The organism is Fundidesulfovibrio sp. (assembly GCF_058402725.1).
This window is the reverse complement of sequence record NZ_JBZVFJ010000336.1, coordinates 1-1,671: the sequence shown is the minus strand read 5'-3', so window position 1 is coordinate 1,671 and position 1,671 is coordinate 1. Positions and strand designations below refer to the sequence as shown.

The window sequence follows — 1,671 nt, the reverse complement described above, 5'->3', positions numbered from 1 at the left end:
CAGGCCCGGCTCCAGAAGCGCCCCCATGTAGCCCGGGTTGATCAGGTTGATCACCAGGGCGATGCCCGGGGGCATGCAGCAGAGGATCCAGGCCGCGAAGCGCCCCTCGGCCGAAAGCACGTTCACCCGGCCGCGCAGCTTGAAGCGCTCGCGGATGAGCCGGGAGATGTTCTCCACGATCTCGGCCAGGTTGCCGCCCGTCTCGCTCTGGATCTTCACCGAAACCACGAAGAACATCAGGTCCGGGCTGTTCACGCGCTGGGAGAGGTTGTCCAGGGACTCCTGGACGCTGCCGCCGAAGTTGATCTCCTCCAGGGTTTTGCCGAACTCCTCGCCGATGGGGTTCTCGAACTCCTGCTGGACCATGGTCAGGCCCGTGGGGAAGGTGTGCCCGGCCTTGAGGGCGCGCGACACCAGGTCCAGGGCGTCGGGGAGTTGCTCCTCGAAGCGGGCGTTGCGCAGCCGGATGCGCCGGTTGATCCACCACGAGGGCAGCCAGCCCAGGGCCGCGCCGAAGAGCGCGGGCACGAGCACCCCCTCGAAGAGGAGTCCGCCCAGGGCCGCGCCCAGCACGGCGATGGTCAGCGAAAGGAGCACGAACACCGAGAGCGGCGCGTTCACCCTCGCCTGGGCCAGCTTGCGGGCCATGCGCCCGGTCCAGCCCAGGCGGGCCAGCCCCTGGTCGAGCCACTGCACCTCGCTCAGGCGCTGCTTCTTGACGAGGATGGCCGGGGCCTCCACGTCGGGGCGCTCCTCCAGGGCCTCCAGGCGCTTGAGGGTGCGTTCGCGGCGCCGGGCGCTGTCGCGCCCGAAGAGCACCAGCACCAGCACCCCCAGGTAGACGCAGGCCACCGCAACGGCCAGTGTGACGGGCAGCGGCGGCACGGCCTCACATCTCCAGGAGCACCCGGGGCGCGAAGAGGTTGCCGGGCAGGTTGATGCCCTTGGCGGCCAGCCTCTCGGAGAATTTGGGGCGGATGCCGCGCGAGAGGAACTGTCCGCGCACCTTGCCCTCGGCGTTCAGGCCCTTCTGCTCGAAGGCGAAGATCTCCTGCATGGTGATGATCTCGCCTTCCATGCCGGTGAGCTCCTGGAAGGAGATCATCTTGCGGCTGCCGTCGGAGAGCCGGGCGATCTGGATGATCACGTCGATGGCGGAGCTGACGTAGCGCTTGAGCGAGAGGCTCGAGATGTTCAGCCCGGCCATGGCCACCATGGTCTCCAGGCGCATGAGGGCGTCGCGGGGGGTGTTGGCGTGGATGGTGGCCAGGGAGCCGTCGTGGCCGGTGTTCATGGCCTGGAGCATGTCCAGGGCCTCGCCGCCGCGCACCTCGCCGATGATGATGCGGTCGGGGCGCATGCGCAGGCAGTTCTTCACGAGGTCGCGCTGGGTGATCTCGCCGCGCCCCTCGATGTTGGCGGGGCGGGTCTCCAGGCGCACCACGTGCTCCTGCTTGAGCTGCAGCTCGGCGGCGTCCTCCACGGTGACGATGCGCTCGTGCTCGGGGATGAAGCGCGAGAGGCAGTTGAGCATGGTGGTCTTGCCCGAGCCGGTGCCGCCGGAGATGAGGATGTTCAGCCTGGCCGTCACGATGCCCTTGAGCAGCTCGCCCAGCTCCGGGGTGAGGGCCTTGAAGGCGATGAGGTCGTCGAGTTCGAGGGGGTCCTTGG

The 1,671-nt window shown here is 68.6% G+C and carries 2 protein-coding genes; both read right to left on the bottom strand.

What is annotated here, in order from left to right; all coding sequences use genetic code 11:
- A partial coding sequence (locus ACV4UX_RS19340) for a type II secretion system F family protein (protein WP_491594905.1) occupies positions 1 to 885 on the bottom strand: 885 nt, incomplete at its 3' end.
- Positions 886 to 889: 4 nt separating this feature from the next.
- Positions 890 to 1,671, bottom strand: a 782-nt coding sequence (locus ACV4UX_RS19335; RefSeq protein ID WP_491594904.1) for a TadA family conjugal transfer-associated ATPase, incomplete at its 5' end; no start/stop codon positions are given.